We start from the raw sequence: 25,577 nt of genomic DNA, 5'->3' as shown, positions 1-25,577 counted from the left end.
AATGCCTGATGTGGCCTGTGCGGCGCCTCAGCGGGCGTTGAAGTACTTGGCCTCCGGGTGGTGGATCACGATGGCGTCGGTGGACTGTTCGGGGTGCAGCTGGAACTCCTCGGAGAGCTGGACGCCGATGCGCTCCGGCTCGAGCAGCGCGGCGATCTTGGCGCGGTCCTCCAGGTCCGGGCAGGCGCCGTAGCCGAGGGAGAAGCGGGCGCCCCGGTACTTCAGGGCGAACATGTCCTCCATGGCGGCCGGGTCCTCGCCCTCGAAGCCCAGCTCGGAGCGGACCCGCGCGTGCCAGTACTCGGCGAGCGCCTCGGCCAGCTGCACGGACAGCCCGTGCAGTTCGAGGTAGTCGCGGTAGGCGTCGGCCGCGAACATCCGCGCGGTCTCCTCGCCGATGCGGGAGCCGACGGTGACGACCTGGAAGCCCACGACGTCGGTCTCGCCGGACTCCTCCGGGCGGAAGAAGTCCGCCAGGCACAGGCGGCGGCCGCGGCGCTGGCGCGGGAAGGTGAAGCGGGTGCGCTCGTTGCCCTGCTCGTCCAGGACGATCAGGTCGTCGTCCTTGGAGACGCACGGGAAGTAGCCGTAGACCACGGCCGCCTCCAGCAGGTTGTCCGTCTGGAGCCGGTCGAGCAGCCCGCGCAGCCTCGGCCGGCCCTCGGTCTCGACGAGCTCCTCGTACGTCGGTCCGTCGCCGGTGCGGGCCTGCTTCAGACCCCACTGCCCCTTGAAGAGGGCGCCCTCGTCGAGCCAGCTCGCGTACTCCTTGAGCTGGATGCCCTTGATCACGCGGGTGCCCCAGAAGGGCGGGGCGGGGACCGGGTTGTCGGTGGCGACGTCGGAGCGGACGTGCCCCTCCTCGGGACGCTCCTCGATCTCCACGGTGGCCGCGCGGACCCGGCGCTGCCTGAGTTCGGGCAGCTGGGCGCCGGGGACGCCGCGCTTGATGCCGATCAGGGCGTCCATCAGGCGCAGGCCCTCGAAGGCATCCCGGGCGTAGCGGACCTCGCCCTGGTAGATCTCGTGCAGGTCCTGTTCGACGTAGGCGCGGGTGAGGGCGGCGCCGCCGAGGATGACCGGGTAGTCGGCCGCCAGCCCTCGCTGGTTGAGCTCCTCGAGGTTCTCCTTCATGATCACGGTCGACTTGACCAGGAGGCCGGACATGCCGATGACGTCGGCCTTGTGCTGGTCGGCGGCGTCCAGGATCGCGGAGACGGGCTGCTTGATGCCCAGGTTGACGACGTTGTAGCCGTTGTTCGACAGGATGATGTCGACGAGGTTCTTGCCGATGTCGTGCACGTCGCCGCGGACGGTGGCCAGCACGATGGTGCCCTTGCCGGCCTCGTCGGTCTTCTCCATGTGCGGTTCGAGGTGTGCCACCGCGTTCTTCATCACCTCGGCGGACTGGAGCACGAAGGGCAGCTGCATCTGGCCGGAGCCGAACAGCTCACCGACCACCTTCATGCCGTCCAGGAGGGTGTCGTTGACGATGTCCAGGGCCCTGCGGGTCTCCAGGGCCTCGTCGAGGTCGGCCTCCAGGCCGTTGCGCTCGCCGTCGATGATGCGGCGCTTGAGGCGCTCCTCCAGCGGCAGGGCGGCCAGTTCCTCGGCCTTGCCGGCCTTCAGCGACTTGGCGGTGGCGCCCTCGAAGAGCTGCATGAGCTTCTGGAGCGGGTCGTAGCCCTCGCGGCGCCGGTCGTGGATGAGGTCGAGGGCGGTGGTGACCTCCTCCTCGCTGAACCGGGCGATGGGCAGGATCTTCGACGCGTGCACGATCGCCGAGTCCAGGCCCGCCTTGACGCACTCGTCCAGGAAGACGGAGTTCAGCAGGATGCGGGCGGCCGGGTTCAGGCCGAAGGAGATGTTGGACAGACCGAGGGTGGTCTGCACCTTCGGGTGGCGTTCCTTCAGCAGGCGGATGCCCTCGAGGGTGGCCAGACCGTCCTTGCGGGACTCCTCCTGACCGGTGCAGATCGTGAAGGTCAGGCAGTCGACGAGGATGTCCTCCTCGCGGATGCCCCAGTTGCCGGTCAGGTCGTCGATCAGCCGTTCGGCGATCTCCACCTTCTTCTCGGCGGTGCGCGCCTGCCCCACCTCGTCGATGGTCAGCGCGATCAGGGCGGCCCCGTGCTCCCGCGCGAGCTGCGTGACGCGGGCGAAGCGGGAGTCGGGTCCGTCCCCGTCCTCGTAGTTCACGGAGTTGATCACGGCGCGGCCGCCGAGCTTCTCCAGGCCTGCCCGCAGGACGTCGACCTCCGTGGAGTCCAGCACGATCGGCAGGGTGGAGGCGGTCGCGAACCGGCCGGCGAGTTCCGCCATGTCGGCCACGCCGTCCCGGCCGACGTAGTCGACGCACAGGTCGAGCATGTGGGCGCCCTCGCGGATCTGGTCGCGGGCCATCTCCACGCAGTCGTCCCAGCGGCCCTCCAGCATCGCCTCACGGAACTTCTTCGAACCGTTGGCGTTGGTCCGCTCGCCGATCGCCAGGTACGAGGTGTCCTGCCGGAAGGGGACCGTCTGGTAGAGGGAGGCGGCGCCCGGCTCCGGGCGGGGGTCGCGCTCGGCCGGGGTCATGTCGTGCACCCGCTCCACGAGCCGGCGCAGGTGCTCGGGCGTGGTGCCGCAGCAGCCGCCCACCAGGGACAGGCCGTAGTCGCGTACGAAGGTCTCCTGGGCGTCCGCCAGCTCGCCCGCGGACAGCGGGTAGTGCGCGCCGTCCTTGGTGAGCTCGGGCAGGCCGGCGTTCGGCATGCACGACAGCCGGACACGGGAGTGGCGGGCCAGGTACCGCAGGTGCTCGCTCATCTCGGCGGGCCCGGTGGCGCAGTTCAGGCCGATCATGTCGATGCCGAGGGGCTCCAGGGCGGTCAGCGCCGCGCCGATCTCCGAGCCGAGCAGCATGGTGCCGGTCGTCTCGACCGTGACCGACACGATCAGCGGGACCTCGAATCCGGCGATCTCCATCGCCCGGCGGGCGGCGACGACGGACGCCTTGGTCTGCAGCAGGTCCTGCGTCGTCTCCACCAGCAGCGCGTCCGCGCCGCCCGCGAGCAGGCCCTCGGCGTTCTGCTGGTAGGCGTCGCGGATGGCGGTGAACGTGGTGTGGCCGAGGGTGGGCAGCTTGGTGCCCGGGCCCATGGACCCCAGGACCCAGCGGGGCCGTCCGTCCCGCGCGGCGAACTCGTCCGCCGTCTCGCGGGCGATGCGGGCGCCCGCCTCGGACAGTTCGGTGACGCGTTCGGCGATGTCGTACTCGCCCAGGGCGGTGAGGTTGGCGCCGAAGGTGTTGGTCTCGACGCAGTCGACTCCGGCGGCGAAGTACTCCGAATGGACCGAACGGACGATGTCCGGGCGCGTCAGGTTCAGGATCTCGTTGCAGCCCTCGAGGTTCTGGAAGTCCTCGAGGGTGGGGTCCTGGGCCTGGAGCATGGTGCCCATCGCTCCGTCGGCGACCACCACACGGGTGGCGAGTGCCTCACGGAGCGCGGACGCACGGGTCCGGCTGTCGGCGGAAGGGGTCAGCGGCGACGAGGCCATGAATGGGGCTCCCTCAGGTGCGACGGCTGTCGGCTTTGCGGCTGTCCGGCAAGCTTCCGTTCCGCTTCCCGGCAGAGCGCACGCCGTCAGGGTAGCCGGGACCGCGCCCTGATGTTCGGGGAGTCCACGGGGCGGACGATGATGGCCGGAACACGGTGCGGGGGGCGGGAGTCGGGGAACCGATCACGGCCGACCGTTGGCGAGAGGTCGACAGCGACCGGTAGTGTTCGGCATTGCCGAACAGCGGCATCGGCGGCGCGAGTCGGCGGTCGAAGGGGACGGAGGCAGTACGGCGATGGCACGGAACATCCAGTCGCTCGAGCGGGCGGCGGCCATGCTGCGGCTGCTCGCGGGCGGCGAGCGACGCCTCGGCCTGTCGGACATCGCCTCGTCGCTGGGCCTCGCCAAGGGCACCGCCCACGGCATCCTGCGCACCCTCCAGCACGAGGGCTTCGTGGAGCAGGACGACGCCTCGGGGCGCTACCAGCTGGGCGCCGAGCTGCTGCGCCTGGGCACCACCTACCTCGACGTGCACGAGCTGCGGGCGCGCGCCCTGGTGTGGACGGACGACCTGGCCCGCTCCAGCGGCGAGAGCGTCTACCTGGGCGTGCTGCACCAGCAGGGCGTGCTGATCGTGCACCACGTCTTCCGGCCCGACGACAGCCGGCAGGTCCTGGAGATCGGGGCCATGCAGCCGCTGCACTCCACCGCCCTGGGCAAAGTGCTCTCGGCCTACGACCCGGTGGCCCACAGCGAGGCCGTGGAGGCCGACCGCAAGGCCTTCACCGACCGCACCGTGTGCGACCTCGACGCCTTCGAGCACCTCCTCTACCTCACCCGCGCGCGGGGGTACGCGGCGGACGTGGAGGAGACCTGGGAGGGCGTCGCCTCCCTGGCCGCCCCCATCCACGACCGGCGCCGCATGCCGGTGGGCGCGGTGGGCATCGCGGGCGCGGTGGAGCGGCTGCGCCGGGACGGCGAGCTGCGGCCCGAGCTGATCGCGGCGGTACGTGACTGCGCCCGCGCGGTGTCGCGGGATCTGGGCGCCGGGCGCTTCTGAATTCGGGGCATGGGGGACCGGGGCGCCGCACGGCGTCCCGGTCCCAGCCCGTTCCCGGGCCCGGTCATACGGGATCCGGGGGGACGGAACCGTCACGAAGATCGACAGCACGGGACGCTCCATAACGATCGCGCTTGTCGCAACCAAACTCTTGACGCATACGTGACGCCGGGCAAGACTCCCGTCCATCGGTCGGCATTGTCGAACACCTACCGGTAATACGCGCTAGAGTGTGACAACGCCAAGGGCCGGCATCGCTCTCACCCCTGAGGGCGCCAATCCCCGGTGGGACCCGGGGGTCGGCTTCCCTGGACGAAGGACAAAGGAGTCGCGGGTGTCCAGCTCCGACATCTTCATCGGCGAGACCATCGGTACCGCCATACTCATCCTGCTCGGCGGCGGTGTGTGTGCCGCCGTGACGCTCAAGGCCTCCAAGGCCCGCAACGCCGGCTGGCTGGCCATCGCCTTCGGGTGGGGCTTCGCCGTCATGACGGCGGTGTACATAGCGGGGCCGCTCTCCGGCGCCCACCTCAACCCGGCCGTGACCGTGGCGCTCGCCGTCAAGGACGGCGAGTGGAGCAACGTTCCGACCTACTTCGCCGGCGAGCTCCTCGGCGCGATGATCGGCGCGACGCTCGTCTGGATCGCCTACTACGGCCAGTTCCAGGCCCACCTCACCGACAGGGAGATCGTCGGCGGTCCGGGCGCACAGGACACCGCCGCCAAGTCCGTCGAGGCGCAGGAGAAGGGCGCGGGCCCCGTGCTCGGCATCTTCTCCACCGGTCCGGAGATCCGGCACACGGTGCAGAACCTCGCCACGGAGATCATCGGCACGTTCGTGCTGCTGCTCGCCATCCTCACCCAGGGCCTGAACGACGCGGGCAACGGCCTCGGCGTGCTCGGCGGCCTGATCACGGCCCTCGTGGTGGTCTCGATCGGTCTGTCGCTGGGCGGCCCGACCGGTTACGCGATCAACCCGGCCCGTGACCTCGGTCCGCGCATCGTGCACGCGCTGCTGCCGCTGCCCAACAAGGGCGGCTCGGACTGGTCCTACGCCTGGATCCCGGTGGCCGGCCCGCTGGTCGGCGGTGCCCTCGCAGCCGGTTTCTACAACCTCGCCATCGCATAGGTGACCGGATCGACGCGAAGCGCGAACCTTGTAGAAGCGCCGCACACACAGCCCCGTACGCATGGAACACCCCAGGAGCACACCGTGACCGACGCCCACACCGCCGGCCCCTTCATCGCCGCCATCGACCAGGGCACCACCTCCTCCCGCTGCATCGTCTTCGACCGCGACGGCCGCATCGTCTCCGTCGACCAGAAGGAGCACGAGCAGATCTTCCCCAAGCCGGGCTGGGTCGAACACGACGCCACCGAGATCTGGACCAACGTGCAGGAGGTCGTCGCCGGGGCCATCGAGAAGGCCGGCATCACCCGCGACGACATCAAGGCCATCGGCATCACCAACCAGCGCGAGACCACCGTGCTGTGGGACAGGAACACCGGCGAGCCCGTCCACAACGCCATCGTCTGGCAGGACACCCGCACCGACGCCCTCTGCCGCGAACTCGGCCGCAACGTGGGCCAGGACCGCTTCCGCCGCGAGACCGGTCTCCCCCTCGCCTCCTACTTCGCCGGTCCGAAGGCCCGCTGGCTGCTCGACAACGTGGACGGCCTCAAGGAGCGCGCCGAGGCCGGCGACATCCTCTTCGGCACCATGGACACATGGGTCATCTGGAACCTCACCGGCGGTGTCGAGGGCGGTCACCACGTCACCGACGTCACCAACGCCTCCCGCACGATGCTGATGAACCTGCACACCATGCAGTGGGACGAGAGGATCGCCGAGTCCATCGGCGTTCCCACCGCGATGCTGCCCGAGATCCGCTCCTCCGCCGAGGTCTACGGCGAGATCAAGGGCGGCAAGCTGGGCGACCTGCTCGGCGGCATCCCCGTCGCCTCCGCGCTGGGCGACCAGCAGGCGGCGCTGTTCGGCCAGACCTGCTTCGCCGAGGGCGAGACCAAGTCCACGTACGGCACCGGCACCTTCATGGTCATGAACACCGGTGACAAGATCATCAACTCCTACAGCGGCCTGCTGACCACCGTCGGCTACAAGATCGGCGACCAGGACACGGTCTACGCCCTGGAGGGCTCGATCGCCGTCACCGGTTCGCTGGTGCAGTGGATGCGCGACCAGATGGGCCTGATCTCCACCGCCGCCGAGATCGAGACCCTCGCGCTCTCCGTCGAGGACAACGGCGGCGCCTACTTCGTCCCGGCCTTCTCCGGCCTGTTCGCCCCGTACTGGCGCTCCGACGCCCGCGGTGTGATCGCCGGCCTGACCCGGTACGTGACCAAGGCGCACCTCGCGCGCGCCGTGCTGGAGGCCACCGCCTGGCAGACGCGGGAGATCGCGGACGCCATGACCAAGGACTCCGGTGTGGAGCTCACCGCCCTCAAGGTCGACGGCGGCATGACCTCCAACAACCTGCTGATGCAGACGCTCTCGGACTTCCTGGACGCCCCCGTGGTGCGCCCGATGGTCGCCGAGACCACCTGCCTCGGCGCCGCCTACGCCGCCGGCCTGGCCGTCGGCTTCTGGAACAGCACCGACGACCTGCGCGCCAACTGGCGGCGGGCCGCCGAGTGGACCCCCCGCATGGACGCGGAGACCCGCGACCGTGAGTACAAGAGCTGGCTCAAGGCCGTCGAGCGGACCATGGGCTGGCTCGAGGACGAGGAGTAAGAACCGCCATGACCAGCCAGTCCACCCTGCAGTCCGTGCCTGCCCTGGGGACGCGCCCGGCGTCCGGCTCCAACCCGAGCCGCGCCGAGACCCGGGAGCAGCTTTCCAAGGCGTCGTACGACCTTCTCGTGATCGGCGGCGGCATCCTGGGCATCTCCACCGCCTGGCACGCCGCGCAGTCCGGCCTCAGGGTGGCTCTGGTGGACGCCGGTGACTTCGCCGGCGCCACCTCCTCCGCCTCCTCCAAGCTGCTCCACGGCGGTCTGCGCTACCTGCAGACCGGTGCGGTGAAGCTGGTGGCGGAGAATCACTTCGAGCGCCGCGCCGTCTCCCGTCAGGTGGCTCCCCACCTGGCGAACCCGCTCACGTTCTACCTCCCCGTGTACAAGGGCGGGCCGCACGGCGCGGCGAAGCTCGGGGCCGGTGTCTTCGCGTACTCGGCGCTGTCCGCCTTCGGCGACGGCGTCGGGCACCTGCTGTCGCCGGCCAAGGCCGCGCAGGACGTGCCGGAGCTGCGCACCGACAACCTCAAGGCCGTGGCCGTGTACGGCGACGACCAGATGAACGACGCGCGGATGGCGCTGATGACGGTCCGCGCGGCCGCCGAGTCCGGCGCCGTCGTCCTCAACCACGCCGAGGTGACCGGGCTGCGCTTCACCCGGGGCCGGGTCACCGGCGCCGAGCTGCGCGACCGGCTCTCGGGCGACGAGTTCGGCGTCAACGCCCGTCTGGTGCTGAACGCGACCGGCCCCTGGGTCGACCACCTGCGCCGGATGGAGGACCCGGAGGCCGCGCCGTCCATCCGCCTGTCGAAGGGCGCGCACCTGGTCCTGAAGCGCACCTCCCCGTGGAAGGCCGCGCTGGCCACGCCGATCGACAAGTACCGGATCACCTTCGCCCTCCCCTGGGAGGACATGCTGCTGCTCGGCACCACCGACGAGGAGTTCGAGGGCGACCCGGCGGACGTCGCGGTCACCGAGAAGGACACCGCGCAGATACTCGACGAGGCCGCGTTCTCCATCCGCGACCAGCAGCTGCACCGTGACCTGATCACGTACGCCTTCGCCGGCCTGCGGGTGCTGCCGGGCGGCCCCGGCGACACCGCCAAGGCGAAGCGGGAGACGGTCGTCACCGAGGGCCGGGGCGGGATGCTGTCCGTCGCGGGCGGCAAGTGGACCACGTTCCGCCACATCGGGCGCACGGTGATGCGCAAGCTCCAGGAGCTGCCCGGGCACCCGCTGGGTGAGGACCTGGAGCCGATCTCCTCACTGCCGAAGAAGCTGCCGCTGCCGGGTGTGGCCAACCCCCGCGCGGTGGCGCACCGGCTGCTGGTCGACGGCCCGGCGCCCGGCCCCCGCATGGCGGCGGACACCGCCCGGCACCTGGCGACCCACTACGGCTCGCTGGCCTTCGACATCGCCCGCCTGGCGAACGAGGACCCGGCGCTGGCCCGGCGCGTCCACCCGGACGCCCCGGAGATCTGGGCGCAGGTCGTCTGGGCCCGGGACCACGAGTGGGCCGAGACCGCGGACGACGTGCTGCGTCGCCGCACCACGCTCACGATCCGGGGCCTGGCCACGGACGAGGTCCGCGCGAACGTCCAGAACCTGCTCGACAGGAAGTGACCGCCGCTCCCCCGGCTCCCCCGCACGGGAGCCGGTAGCGGGAGGGGGGCGGCTCCGCGCCGGCGGGGCCGCCCCTCACGCACGGGGCGCGCCGGCAGCGGCCGCCCGGGCGCCCGGTCCGGCCCGGCTCGGCTCGGCGAGCCGTCGAACGTGGGCCCTGCCACGCGGCTCACCCCGGCGGGCGGTGCCGTGCGCCGAGAGGCCGAGCGGGGTCAGGCCGGGCGGTGCGGCACGCCCGCGACGCGCAGGGCGCCCGAGCGGGGTTCCGGCCCTCTTCGACCGCGTCCCGAGGCGCGGTGCCCGGACTCGCGTACCCGCCCCCACCCCCGCCCCGGATCCGAGCCTTGCCGGGGACCTCGCCCCGGCGGTCCCGTTCCCTCCGGGCCGTGGCCGTACGGCCCGCCCGCCGGGGACGGTGCCGACCGCGAGGCGCCCCTCCCGGAGACCTCCCCTCGGGGGCCCGTTCGCGCCGCTGCCCGCCCTCATCGCCTCACCCTCGACGCATCGACCGTCGAGGCCCCCCGCACGGTCGAGGTCCGGCGAGCCACCGGCCCGGGGACCTCGCGCGCGGCCCGCCCGGAGTGCTCCGCGCCCTCCCGCATCCCCTCCCACCCGGCCGGGACCGGCGTGCGCGGCCGAGAGGGAGGGGTCGTCGTGGGGTGGGCGGGTCGGGTGGGTGGCGGGGACGCATAATGGCGGGATACATCGGACGTCTGAGCCGTGGGAGGCCGGTCATGGCAGTCACCGACGAGGCGATCGAGAAGATCAAGGGAATGATCGTCTCGGGTGCGCTGCGTCCCGGTGACCGTCTGCCCAAGGAGAGCGAACTCGCCGCCGAACTGGGGCTGTCCCGCAACTCCCTGCGCGAGGCGGTGCGGGCGCTGTCGCTCATCCGCATCCTGGACGTGCGGCAGGGCGACGGCACCTATGTGACCAGCCTGGACCCGCAGCTGCTGCTGGAGGCGCTGAGTTTCGTCGTCGACTTCCACCGGGACGACACGGTGCTCGAGTTCCTCGCCGTGCGCCGGATCCTGGAGCCGGCCGCGACGGCCGCCGCGGCCACCCGGATCAGCGAGGACCAGCTGGACGCCCTGGCGCGGCAGTTGGACGAGCTGGGGGACGATCCGTCCGTCGAGGACCTGGTCGCCGCGGATCTGGAGTTCCACCGGGGCATCGTGAGCGGCTCCGGCAACTCCGTGCTGTGCTCCCTGCTCGACGGCCTGTCCGGTCCGACCACCCGGGCCCGGATCTGGCGGGGCCTGACCCAGGAGGACGCGGTCGGCCGGACCCTGCGCGAGCACCGGGCGATCCTCGCCGCCCTGCGGGACCGGGACGCGGAGGCGGCACGGTCCTGGGCGACGGTGCACATCGCCAGCGTCGAGCAGTGGCTGCGCTCCACCCTGTGAACCGCGCCCTCCGCACCCGGGCCGGTGGAGCACCCGGGGGTGTTTCCCGGTGTCCGACAGGGGCAGTGTTGGGGCACTCCCCCGTGATGGGGGCTGCGGGCGTCCTCACGGGCACGCCGTAAGGTTGGGACGTACGCGAGGGCACGTCGGAAGGAGGCGCTGGGTGATCGAGCTCGAGGGGGTTCCCGAGCTGGTCGACCCGGTCATGGTGGCCGCGTTCGAAGGCTGGAACGATGCCGGTGACGCCGCCTCCACCGCGGTCGCGCACCTGGACAGGGAGTGGAAGGGCGAGGTGTTCGCGGCGCTGGACGCCGAGGACTACTACGACTTCCAGGTGAACCGCCCCACGGTGTTCATGGACGGCGGGGTCCGCAAGATCACCTGGCCCACGACACGGCTGTCGGTGGTCCGGGTCGGCGGCGACAAGCCGCGCGATCTGGTGCTGGTGCGCGGCATCGAACCGTCCATGCGGTGGCGGTCGTTCTGCAACGAGATCCTCGGTTTCGCGCACGAACTGGGCGTGGAACTCGTGGTCGTCCTGGGCGCGCTGCTCGGGGACACCCCGCACACCCGGCCGGTGCCGATCAGCGGGACCACCTCCGACCCGGACCTGGCCCGCCGCATGGACCTGGAGGAGACCAAGTACGAGGGGCCCACGGGCATCGTCGGAATCCTCCAGGAGGCGTGCACCCACGCCGGCGTGCCCGCGGTGTCGCTGTGGGCGGCGGTCCCGCACTACGTGTCGCAGCCGCCCAACCCGAAGGCCACGCTGGCCCTCCTCAATCGCCTGGAGGACCTGATCGACGTGCGGATCCCGCTGGGCGAACTGCCCGAGGACGCCCGCGCGTGGCAGGTGGGCGTGGACCAACTGGCCGCGGAGGACACCGAGGTGGCCGAGTACGTCCAGACGTTGGAGGAAGCCCGGGACACCGCCGAGCTGCCGGAGGCGTCCGGCGAGGCGATCGCCCGCGAGTTCGAGCGCTATCTGCGGCGACGCGACGGCGCCTCGGGCCCGCCCGGCGGGCACGCGACGGCGGACGGTACGGACGGCCCGTCCTACCGGCGAGACACTCCCGGCGGCCGGGCCCGGCCGGCGAAGCCTCCGAAGCCGGAGGCGGACTCGGACGGCGACGAGTCGTCGGAGGACTGAGCACGCGAAGGGCGCCCCTCCCAGGCGGGAGGGGCGCCCTTCGCGTGCTCGCGTGCTGCTCGTGCGCGCCGCCGTCCTACAGCGCCACGCCGAGCAGCGCGTCCACCGCGCGGGAGACGACGCCGGGCGCGCCGATGTCCGTGCCGCCGCTCTCCTCCTGGAGAACCGTCCAGCGGTCGACGGCCGCCAGCGCCGCCGGGGCGTCCAGGTCGTTGGCCAGGGCTTCGCGGATCTCGTCGACCAGGGCGTCGGCGGGCGGGCCGTCAGGGCGGGAGACGGCGGCCCGCCAGTGCTCCAGGCGGGTCACCGCGTCCTGGAGGACCTGGTCGGTCCACTCCCAGTCGGCGCGGTAGTGGTGGGCGAGCAGCGCCAGCCGGATCGCCGCCGGGTCCACGCCGTCGCGCCGCAGCTGGGACACGAAGACCAGGTTGCCCTTGGACTTGGACATCTTCTCGCCGTGCAGGGCCACCATGCCGGCGTGGACGTACGCCTTGGCCATGGGGAACTCGCCGGTGAGCACCTGGGCGTGGGAGGCGCCCATCTCGTGGTGCGGGAAGACCAGGTCGGAGCCGCCGCCCTGGATGTCGAAGCCCATGCCGAGGTGGTCGAGGGCGATGGCCACGCACTCGATGTGCCAGCCGGGGCGGCCCCGGCCGAGCGAGCCGCCGTCCCAGCTCGGCTCGCCCTCGCGCGCGGCCGTCCAGAGCATCGGGTCGACGGGGTTCTTCTTGCCCGGACGCTCCGGGTCGCCCCCTCGTTCGGCGGACAGCAGCCGCATGGCGGCGGCGTCGAGGTGCGAGACCTGGCCGAAGTGCCGGTCGGACTCGACGGAGAAGTAGATGTCGCCGTCGATCTCGTAGGTCGCGCCGAGTTCACGCAGCCGTTCGACGATCGGGACGATGCCGGGTATGGCCTCCACGGCGCCTATGTAGTGCCGCGGGGGCAGCATCCGCAGGGCCGTCATGTCCTCGCGGAACAGCGCGGTCTCGCGCTCGGCGAGCGCGGTCCACTCGATGCCGTCCCGGTCGGCCCGCTCCAGCAGCGGGTCGTCGACGTCGGTGACGTTCTGGACGTAGTGCACCTGCCGCTTGGTGTCGAGCCACACGCGTTGCACGAGGTCGAACGCGTTGTAGGTCGCCGCGTGTCCGATGTGGGTGGCGTCATAGGGGGTGATGCCGCAGACGTAGATACGGGCGACGGGACCGGGATCCAGGGCGGTCAGGCCACCGGTCGCGGTGTCGTGGATCCTCAGGTCGCGGCCCTGACCAGGCAGGGCGGGGACCTCGGAAGCGGGCCAGGCATGCATGTCATGAGCGTAACCGGACCGGAGTTCCGGATACGAACCGGAGCGGGCCGGATGACCGGGAAGGCACTCTTGCGCGCCCCCGCCCGGTGTGCGTGCGCCGCTCCCGGCCCGGTCCCGCGCGGTCAGACCGGTGGCCAGGGAATGGCCGGCCACTCGGTTCCGGGCAGCGGGTGGACGCCCGTGGTGAGCAGGGACTCGACGCGGGCGCGGGTGGCGTCGATCTCCGCGGGAGTGATCAGGGGGGCCAGGGCCGCGGTGAGCGCGCCCGCGGCCGTCAGCGCGCTCCTCAGGGCCTCGAGGACGCCGACGGCCTCACCGGTCAGGGGCTCCCCCGCCCAGCCCCACAGCAGCGTGCGCAGCTTGTCCTCGGCGTTGAAGGTGACCCCGTGGTCGATGCCGTACAGCCGCCCCTCGGCGGTGGGCAGCAGGTGTCCGCCCTTGCGGTCGGCGTTGTTGATCACCGCGTCGAGCACGGCCAGCCGGCGCAGCCGCTCGTCGTCGGCGTGCACCAGCAGGGCGGTGCGGCCCTCGTCCGCCTCCGCGAAACCGATCGCCTTCCAGCCGGGGCCGGGCTCCTCGCCGTCCACCAGGGCGAGGAGTTCCGCGCCCGGGGCCGTCTCGATCCACAGCTGGCACATGCCCTGGCCGTACGGGCCGTCCCGCAGCACGGTGGGCGGCACCAGCCCCCAGCCGGTCGCCTGCGAGACCTCGTACGCGGCGACCTCGCGCCCGGCGAGCGTCCCGTCGGGGAAGTCCCACAGGGGCCGCTCCCCCGCGACCGGCTTGTAGACGCAGGCCGCCTCGCGGCCCTCGTGGGTGACGGTGCAGTACAGCGCCGCGTTCGACGCCTCACGGATGCGTCCGCGCACGGTCAGCTCGCCCCGGGCGAGCAGTTCGGCGGCGGCCGGGTCGGCGGTCGTCACGCTCCGCGACGGTATCCGTTCTGGCGCGGACATACGTGTCCCTCCGGGTCGAGCGGGAGACTGCACAGCGGACACGGCGGCCGCCCCGCGTTGACGACGTCCAGGGCCCGCTTGGCGAAGGCGCGGGCCTGCGTGCCGGTGAGGCGGACGCGCAGCATCGGAGGCCCGTTCTCCTCGTCCTGCAGCAGCCGCTCCTCGGCCTCGGCGAGGTCCTCCTCGGATTCCGCGTCCAGTTCGACCAGCGCCTGCGCCTCGACGACCATGCGCTGGTCCTCGCCGTCCCAGGCGAGCGCCATGGTGCCGACCCTGAACTCCTCCTCCACCGGGGTGTCCAGGGGAGCGGTGTCGGCGACCTCGGTCGGCGCCATCGCGGGCACCGCGGCACTGCCGCCGCTGCGGCGTACGACCTCGTCGAGCAGTTCGTCCATGCGCTCGGCGAGCGCCGCGACCTGGGTCTTCTCCAGGGCCACGCTGGTCACCCGGGAGCCGGCGGACGCCTGGAGGAAGAACGTACGGCGCCCTGGCAGTCCGACCGTACCGGCCACGAAACGTTCCGGCTGGTCGTAGAGGAACACCTGACGGGACACGTCCTGTCTCCATTGAGAGTCGTGGGAACGGGCGGGCTTTCACGGGCGGTCCGGACGGAACCGCGCTGCTGCGATCGCTTCACCCTACTGCGGCCGACGATCACGGTGCGCCCGCGTCGCCCCCGACCGTGGCGTCGTCGGCCGGCGCCTCCTCGCGCGGCGCCAGGGACGCGAAGTCTCCGGTGTCGCCGAGCCGGACCAGAAACGGGCGCAGCCGGGTGTAACGGATCGCGGTAATGGAACACGGTTCAACGGCAATGCGCTGGAAGAGGTCGAGATGAAGTCCGAGTGCCTCCGCGACGAGAGACTTGATGATGTCGCCGTGCGAGCACATGAGATAGACGGCGTCGGCGCCGTGATCGCGCTCCACGCGTGCGTTCCACTCGCGCACCGCTTCGGCGGCTCGCGTCTGCATCGCCCGCATGGACTCCCCGCCGGGGAACGCCGCCGCGGAAGGGTGCGCCTGAACGACGTCCATGAGGGGCTCGTCCTTGAGCTCGGCGAGCTTGCGGTTCGTCCAGTCGCCGTAGTCGCACTCGTTGACGCGCTCGTCGGTGTGCGCGGTGAGACCGGGACGGGCGTCGAGCAGCGGCCGGACCGTCTCCCGGCAGCGCAGGAGCGGGCTGGTGACGACCTCGGCCAGCGGCAGCCCGGCGAGCCGCCCGGGCAGTGCGGCGGCCTGGGCGGCCCCGCGGTCGTCGAGGGCCACGCCGGGCGTCCGGCCGGCGAGCAGTCCCTCGGTGTTGGCGGTGGAGCGTCCGTGCCGGACCAGTAGCAGCGTGGGCATGCGGCCCAGGGTAGGCGTACGGGTGTGCGCCGTGTCCGTGACGGGGCTTTCCGTGGCGGACATCCGTGAGAAGAAGGGAGAACGGACTTCGTGATCGTCGACTGTGCCATCTACCGGGAGGGACGACGGTCGGAGGGGCCCCGCGACTTCTCCGACGCGCTGGACGAGGCGCGGTCGGCGGGGGGCTTCGTCTGGATCGGGCTGCACGAGCCGTCGGCGGAGGAGTTCGACCTGGTGGCGGAGGAGTTCGGGCTGCATCCGCTGGCCGTGGAGGACGCCCTCAAGGCCCATCAGCGGCCCAAGCTGGAGGTGTACGACGACTCGCTCTTCGTGGTCCTCAAACCCGTGGTGTACGAGCCGCGGACCGACACCGTCTCCTCCGGCGAGATCATGATCTTCCTCGGTGACTCGTTCGCGGTGAGCGTACGGCACGGCGAGGGCGCCCCGCTGGACGCGGTGCGCGACCGGCTCGAGCGGGAGACCGAGCTGCTGGGCGAGGGGGCGACCTCCGTGCTCTACGCGGTCGCCGACGCCGTCGTCGACCACTACCTCGCCGTGGCGACCGAGCTGCAGACCGACCTGGAGGAACTGGAGGCCGAGGTCTTCACCCCCGACGCCGGCGATTCGCGGGGCACGGCGTCCCGGATCTACAACTTCAAGCGGCAGATCCTGGAGTTCCGCCGGGCCACCGGGCCGCTGACACCGCCGATGGCCCGGCTGGCGGGGGTCGGCGCGTACGGCGGGAAGGTGCCGTTCGTGGAGAACGGGGCACGGCCCTTCTTCCGTGACGTGCACGACCACCTCACCCGGGTCAACGAGTCCGTGGAAGGGCTGGACCGGCTGGTCTCGGACGTCCTCTCGGCGCATCTCGCGCAGGTGGGCGTGCAGCAGAACGACGACATGCGGAAGATCTCCGCGTGGGCGGCCATGGCCGTGGTCCCGACGATGATCGCCGGGATCTACGGGATGAACTTCGAGCACATGCCGGAGCTGCGGTGGGAGTGGTCGTATCCGGTGGTGATCGGGGCGATGGGTGTGCTGGAGCTGGTGCTGTACCGGATGTTCAAGCGGCGGGGGTGGATGTAGGGCCGCAGGGCCGGCGGGGCGGGGCGGGTGGTGAGAGTGGTCAGGGTGGCGCCTCCGTCAGGCCGCTTCCGGTTCGGGGGTCACCGGGCCGGACAGGGCGTCGCGGCGCTCGGGCATGCGCAGGGAGACCATGCGGCGCCAGCCGCCCAGGCGTTCGTAGGCGTAGACCGCGTGGATGCCCGCCGCGAGGACGGCGGCCTTGGGCTTGGGCCAGTTCAGGATGCGGCCCATGTGGGCCATCACCGCGAGGCTGACGTCCCGGTAGACGCGGATCTCCGCCAGCGCGCACTCGCGCAGGGTGCGCTGGATGGCCCGGCCGTGGCCCGCGTACGCGAAGCGCAGCAGTTCCTCGTGGCAGTAGGCGAGGTGGTTGTCCTCGTCGTTGGAGATCATCTTCACCGCGCGGCCGAGGTCGGGGTGGTCCGCGAAGTGCTTGCGGAGCAGTTCCATCTGCTCCGAGGCGCGCTGCTCGGTGACCCTGCTGTGGGCGAGGTAGGTCACGATGTCCTCGACGGTGAGCGGCTCGTCGCGCTTGAGCCGGCCGTGGGCCAGACCGATGCCGTTGCGCTCCAGGAGCATCGTGTAGTCGGTGTCCGGGGGGACGGGGACCGGGCGCAGACCACGCTTCTTCAGCAGCGCGTCGAAGATGCGGCCGTGCTTGTCCTCGTCGGCGCCGTGCCGGGTGATCTTGGGGGCGAGGGCGCGCTGGGTCTCGGGGACCAGCGCCGCGATGCGGGCGTTCTCCCAGCCGCCCTGCGACTCGCCGCTGGCGGCGATCGAGCAGAACAGCGCGAACGACTCGTCGTGGTCGAGGATCTCCTGGAACAGGCTCTTTGCCGAAAGCATGGTGGGCCACCTCTCCGCGGGCTTCCGCGGTGCTGCACTTCCGCAGTTCCGCAAAGAAGGAGTCAAGTGCGCGGAGGCGGGCGCGGCAACCGGCGGGTCGGACAAATCCGCCATACGGAGTACGCGTGGGGGCGTGGGGGTTCGTTGTCGAGGGTGATGGCCGTGGCGGGGTGGGCACCCCGCCACGGCCGGCCGCTGACGTGTCAGGCCAGGCCGGCGCGCTCCATCGCCTCGGTGCCGGCGCGCAACGAGGCCAGGCGCTCGTCGAGCGTGAAGCCGGCCGGCGCGAGGGTGAGGGTGGTGACTCCGGCGGCGGCGTAGGCCTTCATGCGGTCGGCGATGCGGTCGACCGAGCCGAGCAGGGTCGTCTTGTCGATCAGGTCGTGCGGCACCGCGGCGGCGGCGCCCTGCTTGTCGCCGGACAGGTACTTGTCCTGGATCTCGGCGGCCTCCCGCTCGTACCCCATGCGCTGGGCGAGCCGGTTGTAGAAGTTCTGCTTGCGGCTGCCCATGCCGCCGACGTACAGGGCGGTGTAGGGACGGAAGGTGTCGGCGAGGGTGGTGACGTCCTTGTCGTCGCCGACGGCCAGGGGGAGGGTGGGGCAGACGTCGAAGCCGTCGAGGATCTTGCCGGCCTTCTCCCGGCCGGCCCGGATGTGCCGGACCGCGGTGTCCTCGAGGTGATCGGCCGAGGGGAAGATCAGAAGCGCGCCGTCGGCGATCTCGCCGGTCTGTTCCAGGTTCTTCGGACCGATCGCGGCGATGTAGAGGGGGATGTGCTCGCGCTCGGGGTGCACGGTGAGCTTGATGGGCTTGCCGGGGCCGCCCGGGAGGGGGAGCGTCCAGTGCTCGCCCTCGTAGGAGAGGCGCTCGCGGGTCATGGCCTTGCGGATGATCTCGACGTACTCGCGGGTGCGGGCGAGGGGCTTGTCGAACGTGACGCCGTACCAGCCCTCGGAGACCTGGGGGCCGGAGACGCCGAGGCCCAGGCGGAAACGGCCGCCGGAGAGGGAGTCGAGGGTGGCCGCGGTCATGGCGGTCATCGCGGGCTGGCGGGCGGGGATCTGGAAGATGGCGGAGCCGACGTCGATGCGCTCGGTCTGGGCGGCCACCCAGGCGAGGACCGTGGCGGCGTCGGAACCGTAGGCCTCCGCGGCCCAGCAGACCGCGTATCCGAGGCGGTCGGCTTCCTGGGCCACGGCGAGGTTGTCCGCGTCCATTCCGGCGCCCCAGTAGCCGAGGTTGATCCCTAGCTGCATGACCGTCTCCCCTTACCGATGAGTAACGTCGCTTGTGCGCAGACCCTATACCTCCGGGGGCCGGGTGGAGGTCGGTGGCGCCGGCGTCTGCGGGGTGGGGAGGAACCACGCCCACACCCTCCGTCCCCTCGCTTCCGCGGGCAGACGTGCCGCGGGGCGGCACGGGTGGGCGCGACGGCACCCCGTTGGCGCCGGGCTGCGCAGCGACCCCGGGGCCCGCACCAACGCCGGGCACCGTCGTGGCGCGGGCTCGCGGAACCCGCCCCGGCCGCCCCCGCGACGTCGCGGAAGTCGGTTGTCCACAGGCCCCCACGCTCCCGCCTCCGGCCAGTAATCTCGGCGTTCATGGAGCAGAGGCATCTCGGCCGTACCGGCCTGCGTGTGTCCCGGATCGGGCTCGGGACGCTGACCTGGGGTCGGGACACCGACGAGCACGACGCGGCGGACCTGCTGAAGACGTTCTGGGACGCCGGCGGCACGCTCGTCGACACCGCCGACGTGTACGGCGACGGAGAGGCCGAGTACCTGCTCGGAAGGCTGATGGACGGGCTCGTACCGCGCCGCGACCTCGTGATCTCGACGAAGGCCGGCAGCGTGCCCGACCCGGAGCGTCGCGTCGACGGCTCCCGGGGGCACCTGCTCGCGGCCCTCGACGCCTCGCTCGCCCGGCTCGGCACCGACTACGTCGACGTCTGGCACATCCACGCCTACGACCCCGCCACGCCGCTGGACGAGACGCTGCAGGCGCTCGACATCGCCGTCGGCAGCGGCCGGGTGCGGTACGCCGGGGTCTCCAACTTCTGCGGCTGGCAGCTCGCCAAGGCCGCGACCTGGCAGCTGGCCGCGCCGGGCACGCGGACACGGCTGGCGAGCACGCAGATGGAGTACTCGCTGCTGCAGCGCGGCGTGGAGCGGGAAGTCCTGCCCGCCGCGATCGACCTCGGCATCGGACTCCTGCCGTCCTCACCGCTCGGGCGGGGCGTGCTCAGCGGCAAGTACCGGGGCGACGCCACCCCGTCGGACTCCCGGGGCGCGTCGGAACACCTCGCTCCGTTCGTCGCGCCGTACCTGGACGACACGGCGAGCCGCATCGTGGACGCCGTGACCACGGCGGCGGACGGGCTGGCCGTGACCACGTTGCAGGTGGCGCTCGCCTGGGTCCGTGACCGGCCCGGGGTGGCCGCCCCCGTCGTCGGCGCGCGCAACGCGCGGCAGCTCACGGCGGCGTTGTCAGTGGAGGAGCTTAGTCTTCCTGACGAGATCTGCCGGGCGCTGGACGATGTGTCGGCGCCCGTGCACCGCTACCCCGATCACGACTGGAGCACGCTGTGAGCACCGAGCCGCCCGAGACGCCGGAGGACGCCGAGCCGGAGAGCGCGGACGGCACACCCGCCGAGGGCGCGCAGGTGTCCGAGGCGGAGGCCGAGCTGGCCGCGCAGCGCCTGGAGCGGGAGCGCATCGAGCGGCGCAAGGCGGAGCGACAGGCGCCGGTCGAGGCCGGGGGCAAGCTGAGCGGTACGGCGGCCGATCTGCTGGCCGCCGTACGGGCCGTGGAGAGCGGACAGAAACCGGCCGCCACCGTGTTCGAGGAGGTGCGGCCCGCCCCCCGGCGGCCCGCCCCCGAACCCGTGCGGCGGGCGCCGGCCGTGGCTCCGGCCGCTCCCGCCGCCGGAGCCGTCGAGGACGTGCGGGAGGTGCTGGTACAGGGGGGTGCTCCCGAAGGGCTGGCCGTGCGGGCCGCCGCCGTGTGGGGCGAAGGGGCCGCCGACGTGCTGCGCTCCGACCCGTGGCAGTTGCTGCGGATCGCCGGGGTGCGGCCCGAACAGGCCGACGGGTTCGCGCGGGCGCTGCTCGGAGCGGAGGCCGGTCCGGGCGACGAGCGGCGGGGCCGTTCGCTCGCCGTGTGGCTGCTGGAGCAGGCCGCGCCGGCCGGGCACACCGTGCTGGACCTGGCCGCGCTGGCCGAAGCGCTGGGACGGCAGGGCGTGCCGGAGCCCGAGGCGGCCGTGCGGGACGCCATCGCGGAGGGCGACGTCCTCGTCTTCCAGGACGCCATCGGCGAGGCCGGGGAGGACGGGGAGCAGCCGGTTCGCGTGCTGGTGGGCCTGGAGCGGTACGCGATGGCCGAGGAGAGCCTCGCCGACGGACTGGCCCGGCTGGCCAACTCGGTGACCGGGCGCGACGGCGAGGACTGGGAGCCCGCGGCCGCTTCGGCGGAGGGGTCCGCCGGTGAGCTGATCCGTGCCGTGGCCGGGCACGGGCTGGTGCTGCACACCGGCGGGGAGGCCTCGGCGGTGGAGCCCGCCGCGCTGCTGAACGCGGCGCACGGGCTGGGGCTGCGGGCCTGGGCCGCCACGCACAGCCCGCTCGGGCGGGCCCGGCTCGCGGCGCTCGTCGAAGGGCCGGGCGTCGCCACGGTCGCGGGGCTGCTGTCCGGCGCCGAGGGACCCGGGCGGGACGCCGACGGCGCCTGGGCCGTGGATCTGCTGGTGGTGCTCGACGCCCCGCAGCTGGACGTCGAGGCCGCGGCCCTGGTGACGGAGTCGCTGCCGGACGGGGCGCGGCTGGTGCTGGCCGGTGACCCCGGAGTGCTGGGGTCGGTGGGGCCCGGACGGGTGTTCGCGGATCTGCTGGCGGCGCGGATCTGCCCGCAGGTCGCCTCCCGGCGGCCCGATCCGGGACCGCTGGGCGAGCTGGTCTCCGGAATCGGCGTCGGTGAGCTGAACCAGGTCGCGGCGCCCGGCAAGGAGGTCGTGATCGTGCCGGTGCGGGACGCGGGAGAGGCCGTGCACCGGACCGTGCAGCTGGTGGTGGACTCGGTGCCGCGCGCCATCGGGGTGCCGGCCGAGGAGACCCAGGTGATCACTCCGGGGCACGGGGGCGCGGTGGGCACGCGGGTGCTGAACGCCGCGCTGAAGGAGCGGCTGAATCCGGGGCCGGGGCGGTTCGGCGGGTTCGACCCGGGCGACCGCGTGGCCTACTCCCCCGCTCCCGGACGCACCCTGCCGGGCCGCGTGGTGAGGGCCGACGGCGAAGGGCTGCACCTGGAGTGCGGGGGCGAGGACGTCGTCGTGCCGAGGGAGCGGGTCGATGCGGCCGTGCGGCACGGGTGGGCGCTGACCGCGCACCAGGCGGTCGGCTGCCGGTGGCCCGCGGTGGTCGTGGTGCTGCCCGGTGACGCCGTGCCGGCGCTGAGCCGGCCCTGGGTGTACACGGCGTTCGGCCGGGCCGGACGGCACCTGTCCGTGGTGCACGGGGTGGAGCAGGCGCTGCCGCGTGCCGTGGCCGAGGTGACGGCGAAACCGCGGACGACCCGGCTGCCGCTGCTGCTGGCGCCGCAGGTCCCGTCGGGCACCGGCGACTGAGACCGGGCCGGGTCGTGCCCGGGCTGCGACGGCGTCCGTGGACGCCGCCGCAGCCCGGGGGCGGTCAGCGGTCCGCGTCGAGCGGTTCCAGGTCCTCGTCCTCGTCGAGGACCAGGGCAGGCAGCTCCTCCAGGTCGTCGTCCCCGTCGTCGTCCAGGTCCTCGTCGTCGTCGAAGACGGCGCTGACGTCGAAGCGGCAGATGACCTGTTGCGAGTCCACCTGATCGAACGGGGCCTCCAGCCACTCGCCGGGTTCCGCCGGTTCGTCCGATGCCGTCACCCAGAGCGTCGAGTCGCCCTCCTCCAGGCCGAACTCCGCGTGCCGGGAGGCGATCTCGTCCGGTTCGAACTCGCCGAACAGCAGACCGAGCGCGCCGTGGACGGTGCCGGACACCTCCCCGCCCTCGTCGTCCGCCGCCTCGATCCGCTGGGCGTGCGCGCGCAGCCGCTGCGGCTCCGCCACGGCGTAGTCGCGGCGGATCAGCACACTGACCGCGCTCGGCTCCTCGGGGCCGGTGTACGGCGGCGCGTCCCCGGCGCTGGGAATCTCGAAGGGCGTGACCTCGTCGTAGCGGTCGTAGAGCAGTTCGTCGTACGCCTCCGCGGCCGCGGCCAGCTGGTTGAACGCCTCGTAGACGGCCGGGTCCTCATCCCCCGACCGGCTTTCGACCGCGGCCAGGTGGCGGTCGAGCGCGGTCTTCACCGCCTCGGCGGCGGCGCGTACCTCGGCAGCGGTGGGCTGCGCAGCATCAGACATAGTGCAGACGCTATCCGTACCGGGGCCCGGCCCGCACAATAGATGCGATGCCGGAATACGAATTTGTCGACGTGTACGTACCGCGCGGGGTCTCCCGCAAGGAGACGGCACGTCTGCTGACGGACCACGCAGAGTACGGTCACTGGGAGTTGTACCGCCTGACGCTGATGCGTGACGGCAGCCGCAGGGTGCGGCTGCGGCGGCGGATCATCCGACAGGTGCGCGCCACCTGGTGAGCAGCCACTCCCGGCCGGAATCACACGACGGAGCGGGCCCCGTGATCGCGGGGCCCGCTCCGTGTGTCCGGTGTCACGCGGCGGTGCGGGCCCTGCGGTAGAGGACCGCGCCGGCGAGGAGGGCGCCCGCGCCGACCGGGAGGACGAGGCCCATGGGCAGTTCGCTGCCGGTGCGGGCCAGCTCCGCGTCGGCACCGGGCCGGGATCCGGAGTGGGTGTCCGGCCGGTTGCCGTCCGGTGCGCCGGGCGGGGTGCGGTCGCCCGGGGTGTCCGGCCCGTCGCCGGGGGCGTCCGGCCGTTCGGGGCTGCCGGGCTCGCCCGGGTCGCCGGGCTGTTCCGGCGTCTCGCGGCCGGCGTCGCCGTCGGCGCAGCCGTTGTCCCCGGTGGCGTTGCCGGCGCCGAGGACGTCGACGGTGTTGCCGCAGACGTTCACCGGGACGTGCACCGGCACCTGGATCTGGTTGCCGGATGCCACGCCGGGCGAGTCACTCGTGTGCGCGTCGGCGTTCGAGCCGCCCTGGCCGCCCGAGCCTTCGTGGCTGCCCGAGCCCGCGTGCCCGCCCGTGGCGGAGGCGCCGCCCTCGCCGGCACAGGAGTTGCCGACGGACGGGTTGAGGGCACCGACGACGTCGACCGTGTTGCCGCAGACGTTCACCGGCACGTGCACCGGCGCCTGCACCGTGTTCCCGGACAGTACGCCGGGTGATCCGGCGGCGGTGCCGGCCGGACCGGAGTGGGCGTGGGCCGCCCCGCCCGCCGCGGCGAGCACACCCGTGGCGGCCGCCATGGTCATCAGGCCCTTGCGGGTGACTTGTCGCATGAGATGAATTCCTGCCTTCGACCTGGTTCCGGGAGTCGCCGTTCGGCCGGACTCCCGGTGTTCCGACGTTTCGGAGACCGGTCGGCCCCGGAGCGCTGGCGTGCGCTCCGGGGCCGACGGGCTCGAGCCCTCAGCGGGCCTGCCCCGAAGGGCGAGACACGACGTCAGGCGTTGACGCAGGTGTTGCCGAAGGCGGGGTTCAGCAGACCGATCACGGAGATCGTGTTGCCGCACACGTTCACGGGGATGTGGATCGGGGCCTGGATGACGTTGCCGGAAATGACACCCGGGGAGTGCACGGCGGCACCCTGGGCGCCCGAGTCGGCGGCGGCCATGCCCGCGCCCGCGAGAACCAGACCACCGGTGGCAGCGGCGACGGCGACGACCTTCTTGAGCATTGTTCCTCCTTGTTGGCAAAGCGATCCAAAGTCGCGGATCACATCACGGGTAACGAGGAGGAAGTAATGAGGCTACGAGCTTATGGTCGCATTCACTCTTCCCGGGCAACTCCGCACGCCTGCGCGATTATCGGGTCGATCCGGGCCGTCCCTGCCTCAGGAGGCGTCGAGGAAGCGGTCGAGCACCCGTACCCCGAACGTGAGGCCGTCCACCGGCACCCGCTCGTCGACCCCGTGGAACATGCCCGCGAAGTCCAGCTCCGGGGGGAGCTTCAGCGGCGCGAAGCCGAAGCAGCGGATGCCGAGGTCGTCGAAGGACTTGGCATCGGTGCCGCCGGAGAGCATGTACGGCACGGCCCGCGCGATCGGGTCCTCCGCCCGCAGGGCGGTCTGCATGGCGTCCACGAGCCGGCCGTCGAAGTCGGTCTCCAGCGCCTTGTCGGAGTGCACGTCCTCACGCCTCACCCGCGGGCCAAGGATCCGGTCGAGGTCGGCGAGGAACTCCTCCTCGTAGCCGGGCAGGAAGCGGCCGTCGACATGCGCGGTGGCCTGGCCGGGGATCACGTTGACCTTGTAGCCGGCGCCGAGCTGGGTGGGCGCCGCCGAGTTGCGCAGGGTGGTGCCGATCATGCGGGCGATGCCGCCGAGCTTGGCGAGGGTCTCGTCCATGTTCTCGGGATCGAGCTCGGTGCCGAGCGCGTCGGAGAGCTCGTCCAGGAAGGCCCGTACGGTCTTGGTGACCCTGACCGGCCATTTGTGCCGGCCGAGGCGGGCGACGGCCTCGCACAGCTCGGTGATGGCGTTGTCGTCGTTGGTCATCGAGCCGTGGCCCGCGGTGCCGTCGACGGTGAGCCGCATCCAGTGCATGCCCTTCTCGGCGGTCTCCACCAGGTAGAGGCGCAGCTTCTCGTTGACGGTGAAGGAGAAGCCGCCGACCTCGCCGATCGCCTCGGTGACGCCCTCGAACAGTTCGGGGTGCTCGCGCACCAGGTGCTTGGCGCCGTACGTGCCGCCCGCCTCCTCGTCGGCGAGGAACGCCAGCACGATGTCCCGGGGCGGCTTGCGTCCGCTGCGCATCCGGTCGCGGACGACCGCGAGGGTCATCGCGTCCATGTCCTTCATGTCGACGGCCCCGCGTCCCCACACGCATCCGTCGGCGATCTCGCCGGAGAAGGGGTGGTGGGTCCAGTCGTCCGCGTTGGCCGGTACGACGTCGGTGTGGCCGTGGATGAGCAGCGCGGGCCGCGACGGGTCCTAGCCCTCGATCCGGGCCACCGTGGAGGCGCGCCCCGGGTGCGACTCGAAGATCTTCGGCTCGAGTCCCACCTCGGCGAGCTTCTCGGCGACGTACTCGGCCGCCTTGCGCTCGCCGGGGCCCGAGTGGTCGCCGTAGTTGCTGGTGTCGATCCGGATCAGCTCGCGGCAGAGGTCCACGACCTCGTCCTCACCGGTGACGCCCCTGGCCGTGCCCGTCTCGCTCACGTGCTTCCTCCCGCTGCTGGTGTTCCGGCTGGTGGGTCCCGCTCATCCTCTCTCCCCTCCGGCCGCGCCCCAAGCCCCGGCCCGGCCCGTCACACGCCGTTCGCACGACGCCCCGGCCGGGCGGGGTGATCGGCCACCCCGGAACACCTGGTAATGTTTACTTCGTCGCCGCGGGGGGAAACCCGCGCGACA

20 protein-coding genes and 1 pseudogene are annotated in these 25,577 nt (G+C 72.3%); 10 read left to right on the top strand and 11 right to left on the bottom strand.

Annotated elements, in window-relative coordinates; genetic code table 11:
- Positions 1–27 precede the first annotated feature (27 nt).
- A complete protein-coding gene (metH, locus tag IE172_RS24175) occupies positions 28–3,540 on the bottom strand; it encodes a methionine synthase (protein WP_190099413.1) in 3,513 nt (1,170 codons plus the stop codon).
- A 295-nt stretch (positions 3,541–3,835) separates the two neighbouring features.
- Here metH and IE172_RS24170 point away from each other — a divergent pair, with 295 nt between their 5' ends.
- The 6 genes from IE172_RS24170 to IE172_RS24145 all read left to right on the top strand — a co-directional run bounded on the left by IE172_RS24170 (position 3,836) and on the right by IE172_RS24145 (position 11,533).
- Positions 3,836–4,600, top strand: coding sequence for an IclR family transcriptional regulator (locus IE172_RS24170; RefSeq protein ID WP_190099412.1), 765 nt, complete (start codon positions 3,836–3,838; stop codon positions 4,598–4,600).
- Between the two features lie 334 nt (positions 4,601–4,934).
- Complete coding sequence (locus tag IE172_RS24165) at positions 4,935–5,729, top strand: MIP/aquaporin family protein (RefSeq protein WP_190099411.1); 795 nt, start codon at positions 4,935–4,937, stop codon at positions 5,727–5,729.
- An 84-nt stretch (positions 5,730–5,813) separates the two neighbouring features.
- On the top strand, positions 5,814–7,352 hold the full coding sequence (gene glpK, locus IE172_RS24160) for a glycerol kinase GlpK (RefSeq protein ID WP_190099410.1): 1,539 nt from the start codon (positions 5,814–5,816) through the stop codon (positions 7,350–7,352).
- Between the two features lie 8 nt (positions 7,353–7,360).
- Entirely contained in the window at positions 7,361–8,977 is a 1,617-nt protein-coding gene (locus IE172_RS24155; RefSeq protein ID WP_190099409.1) for a glycerol-3-phosphate dehydrogenase/oxidase, read from the top strand.
- Positions 8,978–9,711: 734 nt separating this feature from the next.
- The gene (locus IE172_RS24150) at positions 9,712–10,383 is read left to right on the top strand and encodes a FadR/GntR family transcriptional regulator (protein WP_190099408.1); all 672 of its coding nucleotides are present in this window, start codon (positions 9,712–9,714) and stop codon (positions 10,381–10,383) included.
- A gap of 163 nt (positions 10,384–10,546) precedes the next feature.
- Positions 10,547–11,533, top strand: coding sequence for a PAC2 family protein (locus IE172_RS24145; protein ID WP_190099407.1), 987 nt, complete (start codon positions 10,547–10,549; stop codon positions 11,531–11,533).
- 76 nt (positions 11,534–11,609) lie between these two features.
- Here IE172_RS24145 and mshC read toward each other — a convergent pair whose 3' ends face one another.
- The 4 genes from mshC to IE172_RS24125 form a co-directional block, all read right to left on the bottom strand.
- Positions 11,610–12,839: a cysteine--1-D-myo-inosityl 2-amino-2-deoxy-alpha-D-glucopyranoside ligase gene (mshC, locus tag IE172_RS24140; RefSeq protein WP_190099406.1), complete on the bottom strand. Its 1,230-nt coding sequence runs from the start codon at positions 12,837–12,839 to the stop codon at positions 11,610–11,612.
- Positions 12,840–12,961: 122 nt separating this feature from the next.
- Positions 12,962–13,795: an SCO1664 family protein gene (locus IE172_RS24135; protein WP_190099405.1), complete on the bottom strand. Its 834-nt coding sequence runs from the start codon at positions 13,793–13,795 to the stop codon at positions 12,962–12,964.
- Positions 13,759–14,349, bottom strand: a complete 591-nt coding sequence (locus tag IE172_RS24130) for a DUF3090 domain-containing protein (protein ID WP_190099404.1) — start codon at positions 14,347–14,349, stop codon at positions 13,759–13,761. Before IE172_RS24130 ends, IE172_RS24135 begins: the two co-directional genes overlap by 37 nt.
- Positions 14,350–14,449: 100 nt before the next feature.
- Positions 14,450–15,136: a histidine phosphatase family protein gene (locus IE172_RS24125; RefSeq protein WP_190099403.1), complete on the bottom strand. Its 687-nt coding sequence runs from the start codon at positions 15,134–15,136 to the stop codon at positions 14,450–14,452.
- A 90-nt stretch (positions 15,137–15,226) separates the two neighbouring features.
- On the opposite strand from IE172_RS24125, the gene IE172_RS24120 reads away from it, so the two are divergent.
- A complete protein-coding gene (locus IE172_RS24120; RefSeq protein WP_190099402.1) occupies positions 15,227–16,222 on the top strand; it encodes a magnesium and cobalt transport protein CorA in 996 nt (331 codons plus the stop codon).
- Positions 16,223–16,279: 57 nt separating this feature from the next.
- On the opposite strand, the gene IE172_RS24115 is transcribed toward IE172_RS24120, so the two are convergent.
- Both IE172_RS24115 and IE172_RS24110 read right to left on the bottom strand, forming a co-directional pair.
- On the bottom strand, positions 16,280–17,068 hold the full coding sequence (locus IE172_RS24115; RefSeq protein ID WP_190099401.1) for a ferritin-like domain-containing protein: 789 nt from the start codon (positions 17,066–17,068) through the stop codon (positions 16,280–16,282).
- A gap of 203 nt (positions 17,069–17,271) precedes the next feature.
- Positions 17,272–18,327 (bottom strand): LLM class F420-dependent oxidoreductase, encoded by a 1,056-nt coding sequence (locus IE172_RS24110; RefSeq protein ID WP_190099400.1) that lies wholly within the window; start codon positions 18,325–18,327, stop codon positions 17,272–17,274.
- A gap of 345 nt (positions 18,328–18,672) precedes the next feature.
- Here IE172_RS24110 and IE172_RS24105 point away from each other — a divergent pair, with 345 nt between their 5' ends.
- Both IE172_RS24105 and IE172_RS24100 read left to right on the top strand, forming a co-directional pair.
- Entirely contained in the window at positions 18,673–19,659 is a 987-nt protein-coding gene (locus IE172_RS24105) for an aldo/keto reductase (RefSeq protein WP_190099399.1), read from the top strand.
- A complete protein-coding gene (locus IE172_RS24100) occupies positions 19,656–21,692 on the top strand; it encodes a helix-hairpin-helix domain-containing protein (protein WP_190099398.1) in 2,037 nt (678 codons plus the stop codon). Before IE172_RS24105 ends, IE172_RS24100 begins: the two co-directional genes overlap by 4 nt.
- A 64-nt stretch (positions 21,693–21,756) precedes the next feature.
- On the opposite strand, the gene IE172_RS24095 is transcribed toward IE172_RS24100, so the two are convergent.
- A complete protein-coding gene (locus IE172_RS24095) occupies positions 21,757–22,449 on the bottom strand; it encodes a hypothetical protein (RefSeq protein ID WP_190099397.1) in 693 nt (230 codons plus the stop codon).
- A 47-nt stretch (positions 22,450–22,496) separates the two neighbouring features.
- Here IE172_RS24095 and IE172_RS24090 point away from each other — a divergent pair, with 47 nt between their 5' ends.
- Complete coding sequence (locus IE172_RS24090) at positions 22,497–22,685, top strand: DUF5703 family protein (protein ID WP_004933366.1); 189 nt, start codon at positions 22,497–22,499, stop codon at positions 22,683–22,685.
- A gap of 73 nt (positions 22,686–22,758) precedes the next feature.
- On the opposite strand, the gene IE172_RS35255 is transcribed toward IE172_RS24090, so the two are convergent.
- From IE172_RS35255 to IE172_RS24075, 3 genes and pseudogenes are all read right to left on the bottom strand, one after another.
- On the bottom strand, positions 22,759–23,505 hold the full coding sequence (locus IE172_RS35255) for a chaplin (protein ID WP_190099396.1): 747 nt from the start codon (positions 23,503–23,505) through the stop codon (positions 22,759–22,761).
- Between the two features lie 164 nt (positions 23,506–23,669).
- Complete coding sequence (gene chpH / locus IE172_RS24080; RefSeq protein ID WP_190099395.1) at positions 23,670–23,903, bottom strand: chaplin ChpH; 234 nt, start codon at positions 23,901–23,903, stop codon at positions 23,670–23,672.
- Between the two features lie 156 nt (positions 23,904–24,059).
- Positions 24,060–25,385, bottom strand: a pseudogene (locus IE172_RS24075) (M20/M25/M40 family metallo-hydrolase).
- Between the last annotated feature and the right edge of the window lie 192 nt (positions 25,386–25,577).

This window comes from Streptomyces griseoflavus, assembly GCF_014649995.1.
Taxonomy (GTDB): Bacteria; Actinomycetota; Actinomycetes; order Streptomycetales; family Streptomycetaceae; genus Streptomyces; species Streptomyces griseoflavus.
This window is presented reverse-complemented; position numbering and strand designations above follow the sequence as displayed.